The following is a 5593-nucleotide window of genomic DNA, read 5'->3' as shown; positions in this document are numbered from 1 at the left end:
TGCAGCGCATGAGTAGTTTCGGACAGTTCCGCACCATGATCGGAGATGAAGCGTTGAATGATTTTAGAGATGAGGATTTGGTTCTTAATATTGAGGGATTGAATGTTGAAGATGGTTGTTATACTTGGTATATGTCTGTGAAAGATAAGGTGGCTGATTGGTATAATATGGAAACTGGGGAGGCATTGTGTTGTTATAAGGTCACCCGGAAGGATGAACTTTTGCAGGATATTTATTTAGATGAGGATATTTTTCCTAATAGTGGGTAGTTGTTAGTTTGTTGTATTGTTTTCTTGGTATGGTGTGAGTTCTATGTATTCTCTATTCATGAAAGGATCGCCAAATTTTCCACTTCTGTCATAGAAGGAAAATTTGTTTTTAGTTAGCTCGTCTATGTCCCAGTAATGTTCTCCACCAAAATAAATGGTACTGAAACTTGGATCACCGAATGACCATTGTCCGTAGATATTGGCTTCTTTTTTATTTCCTTGTTTGTCGATTTCTATATTTGTACGGGTATATGTTCCGTTTTTATTGAATTTGTATGTACCTTGCCAGACACTGCCGTTTTCGTCTGTTGTTTTTTTACCAGCCCATGTAATATCACAAATTAATGAGATTATGCTTTCTTCTCCATGGTTGTAGTATCCTTGTTTTTCAACACATCCGGTGTTTGAAATAAGAAAAAGTGATACTGTTGAAATAAGTAAAGAGATATGTATTATTCTATTCATAGTTAAATATTTAATATTCAATGCAAAAATAGGAGAAATTTTATATTTTGGGGCGAAACCTTTATTTATTAACTTTAAAAAAGGAGGATTTATGAAAAAAGTAATGTTTATGTTCATCAGTCTACTGACTGTTTTGGGTGTTTGTTCGTGTAATGATAATGAAGTAATAGAACCTGTGGTTAGTGATTCTGTATCTGATATGGAGGTCTTATCTCGTTTTGTTGATGTAAATGAGATTACAAATGAATACTATTTCAATGAGAATAAGAAAACGAGGGCGTTGTCTTATGTAACAGGTTCGGATTGGCAGGATTTAGAAAAAGTTAGTCCTTTGAGTATTGAGAAATATAAGAATAACCTGCAGGTTTTAAATGCTCAAGTGGCAAGTGCTATTTCAAATCCTAATACCGCTTATGTTGTTTTTTCTGTAAATGGAAAGACTTTGGTTAAAAAGGTGAAGGAGGATGCTAATTTTGATTTTTCAGTATTTAGGGATGTTGTAACGGAAACGAGGGCTGTTCTCCCTTCTTTGAGTATTAATGGAGGTTCTCAAAGCACTACCGGAGTTTTTTACGATTCCAGTCGTACTTTAAAGATGCAAGTTGATTTGAATGCTTCAATACAGAATAATTATTATTTCTTTGAAGTATTAAATCCTAATGCTAAACCAAGTCCGGATGATAATATAACGACACCTGAAAGTGTTGCTTTTAGTGGAACTGGACCGTTATGGAGTAACACTTTCACTTGGACTTCGTATTGGGATGCAAATGTACCTGGTCAAGGTTTTAAATGGGAGTTTAAAGGAAAAGGTACTACTCCTTCTTTTGGTTTTATAGCTAATTGCACCTTTAGTCGTTAAAAAATGAACGGGATTTAATTTGAATTGCACTTCTCAAAAAAGAGAAGTGCAATTCAAATTAGTGTCTTTCTATCGGTGTAGCCAGTTACCGTTATCTAAAGTCTTTTGTAGTGTATTCCAAAGTTCTTTAAGAAAGTTTTTAAAGTGGATGTTATTTAGCCAAATTGTAGTAATACCATTCTGACTTTTGGAGATATCTATTTTCACGTTTTTAACTTGGTATGATTTTCTCTTGTCTTTATCGTAAAGGTTTCCAGTGTAGTATATTTCCTTTCCAATAAGAAGTTGTCGGATATCTTTATTTTGTATTCCCATAGTTTGGAGTTCCTCTATATTTTCCTGTGCATTTTCCATTTCCGGAAAAAGGTTGGTTATGGGTTTTAGTTTGGATGCTTCTGCCTTTATCTGTCTGTCGGTTGTTTCCTGTACCCTTCGCATCTCGATGTTGTTGGTTCTTAATTGTCCTTCTAAATTTTGATTCTTGAATGAGAGGTTATAATTTTCTTTTTTGAGGGTTTCAATTTCTTTGGCTTGTCGTTTTACTTCCCCTACATTAAAGACGCTTGTAACGGCATTAAATACGGTTTTTCCGGCTTTTGCGGCAGCTTCTTTGGCTTCGTTGATGTGTATGTCGGTTTTCATGCTGTTTAGCTCTTTTTGTGCCGTACTAAGTTCCTTTTGGACTGTGGTGATTTTCTCGGTTCCGGCAGTGTATGCCCTGTTTAGTTGCTCGATGTCTTTTTGAAGTTGTTCAGCTTTCTCTGTTTCCATTTTGTTTTTGTATTGCATGGCCGACAAGTGTTTCTTGTCTGAAGAAACTCCACGTTCCATGTTGAGACACTCTGCTGTTATAGTCTGCATCTCCGCCATGTCGTGTCTGTTCAGCTTTACAGTTTTTCCTGTATGGCCGTCCGTCCAGTCAAAGATCATGTGCGCATGATAGTTCGGTTTCCATGCTTCTTCCTTTCCGTCCCATACGTTTGCGCCTTCATCCTTATGGGTGTAGATTTGGAAGGCGTGCACTCCAAAGCGTTCTTCCAGTTTTTCGGCCAAGTCTTGAAGCTGCTGGATTGTGGTTTCCTCGCTGATTACTATTACCCCTTCCCGGATTGGGGTAGCTTTCTTCTGTAATCCTTGTCCGGTGGCTTCCTTGTATTTTTCCGTTATGTCCCGATGTACTTCGGCAATGGAACATTCTACCCACTGTTCGTTGCGGTGTGTGAGTTCCGGACGGATGTAGTCGAGCTCCTTGCTTCTTAAGTTGTGACGTTCCGAGCTGCCTATATTGCAGGCTTCCACTCTGATACATGTCTTTGCCATATCTTTAGGTTTTAGGTGTGTATGTCTGTTTAGAAGATGTGGCGTGAAACGTCACATCGCACGGGGTCGAGGGGACACCCCTCGCACACAACCCCTTTAGGGGTTATAGTGTGCTATAACCTTTTGCAAAGGTAAGCCTTCCGGACGGGATTTGCAAGCGCTCTGCCATGTGTTCCGGATGTGCTTGGGAACAGAAGCCGGACAAAAGGGAAAAGGACACAAGGCACAATAAAAAATCATCGGTCGGGGAGCGCTGCACGGCAAGGGGGTGCACCAACACTCCCGACGAGTGCAGCCATTGACAGGGTTCTCGGTGAAAATGGAAAAAAGTTGTTTTTCCTTTTGTTATTGTTATAACTTTACATATATTTGTATCGTGATAATCAATTATAAAGTTATAACATTATGGTAACGAATATTATTCAGATTGGAAACAGCAAGGGGATAATACTTCCTTCCGAAGTATTGAAACAGTTGCGTTTGTCCTTGAAATCGGCTGTGAGCATTTCTTTGGACGGGAACAATATTGTGATAAAGGCACAACCACGTCAGGGATGGGCGGAAGCTGCCAAACGTGCCCATGAGAATGGGGATGATGAGTTGCTTATCCCTGATGTGTTTGAGGATGAAAAGTTTGAGGATTGGACATGGTAGAACAGTATGAAGTGTATTGGGTAGAGTTAGACCCTACCCGTGGGGGTGAAATGGCAAAGACACGGCCATGTGTAGTTGTCACTCCTTCAGATTTGAATATGTACCTTACAACAGTAGTCATTGTTCCGATAACCTCAACGATAAGAAATTATCCTTACCGGGTTCTGTGTTCTGTAGCCGGGCGTGAAGGAGAGATAGCCACTGATCAAATTCGCACGGTGGATAAAAGCCGGCTGAAAAGAAAGATTGGAGATTTGAATTTCAGTGAGATAAAAAGGTTACGTGAAGTATTTCAGCAAATGTTCTGTGAATAATGGAAAGTACGGAAAGAAAAATGCAAATAAGACATTATGAAACCAACTGACTACATCGAATGGGATAACCTGAAGGATATTCCATTCTTCCTCTGTCAAGTAGTCGAGGACAGAGAAAAACAAGATTTGGATATTTACTATTTGGGCAAACGTGTCTTGCACGATTACGACCATGTGGGGCACTATTTGCGGACTGCCGTTATCTTGTTCCGCAGGGTAAAGAGCCGCACAGCAGACTGGGTAAACCTGCGTAACCTTTGGACGCTGCGCAACTGTGTGCGTGAGAACTACAATCACGGCATAGGAATGAACGACCTTATTTTTGGGGAGAATTTCGATGGAGATAATCTCGATACGCTTACACCACTTACAAAGAAACGCTTTGATTTTTTGTGTAAGCGGATTAAGGAACTTGACCCATATGCAACTATTTAACACTCCATTGAGTGAAGGCAGGGCTTGTCTTTGTGTGCTCCCCCTTTGGGGGACGGGAGGGGGATAAGAAAAAAATACCACCGGAGATGTCGGATATCCGTCAATTCACTCCGGTGTTTTTTTTGCAACTCTCCCGTATCGCTCGGCAAGGGTTGTCTTTGTGTACGGCAAAGATAGTTTTTTTTCCGGAAGTATCTTTGTCTGTTGTGGATTTAGTAGTGTATTTGTGTCAGAATTGCGCAGCCGGGGGAATGGGGGCGAGCCCCCATACTAGATAAACTAGAAAGTTTCGTGGTAAATGCTTTTTGACTTGTTATATGTAGGTTTTTTGAATGATGTTTGGCGGTTTGGAATGAATTACCTACTTTTGGGCTGAGAAAAAACGAAAGCCCGAAGGCAGTAACCAACGGGCTTTGTATTTTAAGAATTAGCAATCGTTTGTGTTCGTTCTTGGCGGGGCGGATACCAAACGAAAGCCACATCAAAATTTCATATGTGCAAAGATAGAACAAATATAACCAACTGCAAAGAAAGTCCGTTAAAAAACGGTTCTGATAGTCTTAAAAAAAAGGCTAAAGTAAAAATCATATCCCATAATTTTACTCGAAAACTTTCGGAAAAGAATCCGGATAGTAAGCTGATGAAAGCATATATGGATGCCCATGTGTGTTCAAATGTTTATACTGTGCAGGGAGGTAAGGCGCATTCCCATTATTGTCATCGGGCTTTTTGTCCTATCTGTCAGCGTATTCAAACGGCACAAAATGTAAAGAAGTTCCTTCCGGTTATGAAGTATTTGGCTTCGGAAGGCAGAGAGTTTTATTTTGTGACGCTTACCTTGCAAAATTGTGTAACCGATGATGCAAGGGTATTGCGAGATTTCATGCGTAGATGTAACCGGATGTGGGCTGATGGTATAAGGACGAAACACAAGTTTCGTTCACTTGGTATTTCGGGGGTGATTAAGAAGGAGTGTACCTATCATGTAGTAAAAAAGGATTTGTTTTCGTTCCATTATCATTTTCATATTATTGTTGATTCATTGGAAGCTGCAAAATATGTAGTAGCCCAATGGAAGAAATTGCATGGTAGTACGGTTGCTGATGCCCGTTTTCAGAAATATAAGAAGATAGAGGATTTTGAAAATGCAGCGATAGAGGTTTTTAAGTATGCTTCAAAGGCTTCTGTCTCAAAATCGAAAGGTCGTGACGGTAAAAAAAAGATTCAGATAAATTATAAGGCTTTGGATATGATTTATACTGCCATGCATGGGA

General features: G+C 39.7%; 6 protein-coding genes and 2 pseudogenes. 6 read left to right on the top strand and 2 right to left on the bottom strand.

Annotated elements, in window-relative coordinates:
• Window positions 1-269, top strand: a pseudogene (locus tag BACPLE_RS04075) (protein rep); the annotation flags it as partial.
• Between the two features lie 3 nt (window positions 270-272).
• Here the strand turns inward: BACPLE_RS04075 and BACPLE_RS04070 are convergent.
• Window positions 273-734, bottom strand: coding sequence for a hypothetical protein (locus BACPLE_RS04070; protein ID WP_005812785.1), 462 nt, complete (start codon window positions 732-734; stop codon window positions 273-275).
• Between the two features lie 91 nt (window positions 735-825).
• Between BACPLE_RS04070 and BACPLE_RS19410 the strand changes: the two genes are divergently transcribed.
• Window positions 826-1596, top strand: coding sequence for a hypothetical protein (locus tag BACPLE_RS19410; protein ID WP_005799241.1), 771 nt, complete (start codon window positions 826-828; stop codon window positions 1594-1596).
• A 69-nt stretch (window positions 1597-1665) separates the two neighbouring features.
• Here BACPLE_RS19410 and BACPLE_RS04060 read toward each other — a convergent pair whose 3' ends face one another.
• The gene (locus BACPLE_RS04060; RefSeq protein ID WP_005799237.1) at window positions 1666-2916 is read right to left on the bottom strand and encodes an NBU/pMV158-type mobilization protein; all 1251 of its coding nucleotides are present in this window, start codon (window positions 2914-2916) and stop codon (window positions 1666-1668) included.
• 405 nt (window positions 2917-3321) lie between these two features.
• On the opposite strand from BACPLE_RS04060, the gene BACPLE_RS04055 reads away from it, so the two are divergent.
• The 4 genes and pseudogenes from BACPLE_RS04055 to BACPLE_RS04040 all read left to right on the top strand — a co-directional run.
• Complete coding sequence (locus BACPLE_RS04055; RefSeq protein WP_005812783.1) at window positions 3322-3570, top strand: AbrB/MazE/SpoVT family DNA-binding domain-containing protein; 249 nt, start codon at window positions 3322-3324, stop codon at window positions 3568-3570.
• A complete protein-coding gene (locus BACPLE_RS04050; protein ID WP_005799262.1) occupies window positions 3564-3884 on the top strand; it encodes a type II toxin-antitoxin system PemK/MazF family toxin in 321 nt (106 codons plus the stop codon). Before BACPLE_RS04055 ends, BACPLE_RS04050 begins: the two co-directional genes overlap by 7 nt.
• Window positions 3885-3920: 36 nt before the next feature.
• Window positions 3921-4319, top strand: a complete 399-nt coding sequence (locus tag BACPLE_RS04045) for a hypothetical protein (protein WP_005799260.1) — start codon at window positions 3921-3923, stop codon at window positions 4317-4319.
• A gap of 640 nt (window positions 4320-4959) precedes the next feature.
• A pseudogene (locus BACPLE_RS04040) lies at window positions 4960-5593 on the top strand (protein rep); the annotation flags it as partial.

The sequence above is a fragment of the Phocaeicola plebeius DSM 17135 genome (assembly GCF_000187895.1).
Lineage (GTDB): Bacteria > Bacteroidota > Bacteroidia > Bacteroidales > Bacteroidaceae > Phocaeicola > Phocaeicola plebeius.
The sequence above is the reverse complement of the archived record's forward strand: the minus strand, read 5'-3'. Positions and strand labels throughout refer to the sequence as shown.

Excerpts from the sequence above, each read along its gene's own strand:
- BACPLE_RS04070 (WP_005812785.1), bottom strand. The coding sequence starts at position 734 with ATGAATAGAATAATACATATCTCTTTACTTATTTCAACAGTATCACTT.
- BACPLE_RS19410 (WP_005799241.1), top strand. The coding sequence starts at position 826 with ATGAAAAAAGTAATGTTTATGTTCATCAGTCTACTGACTGTTTTGGGT.
- BACPLE_RS04060 (WP_005799237.1), bottom strand. The coding sequence starts at position 2,916 with ATGGCAAAGACATGTATCAGAGTGGAAGCCTGCAATATAGGCAGCTCG.
- BACPLE_RS04055 (WP_005812783.1), top strand. The coding sequence starts at position 3,322 with ATGGTAACGAATATTATTCAGATTGGAAACAGCAAGGGGATAATACTT.
- BACPLE_RS04050 (WP_005799262.1), top strand. The coding sequence starts at position 3,564 with ATGGTAGAACAGTATGAAGTGTATTGGGTAGAGTTAGACCCTACCCGT.
- BACPLE_RS04045 (WP_005799260.1), top strand. The coding sequence starts at position 3,921 with ATGAAACCAACTGACTACATCGAATGGGATAACCTGAAGGATATTCCA.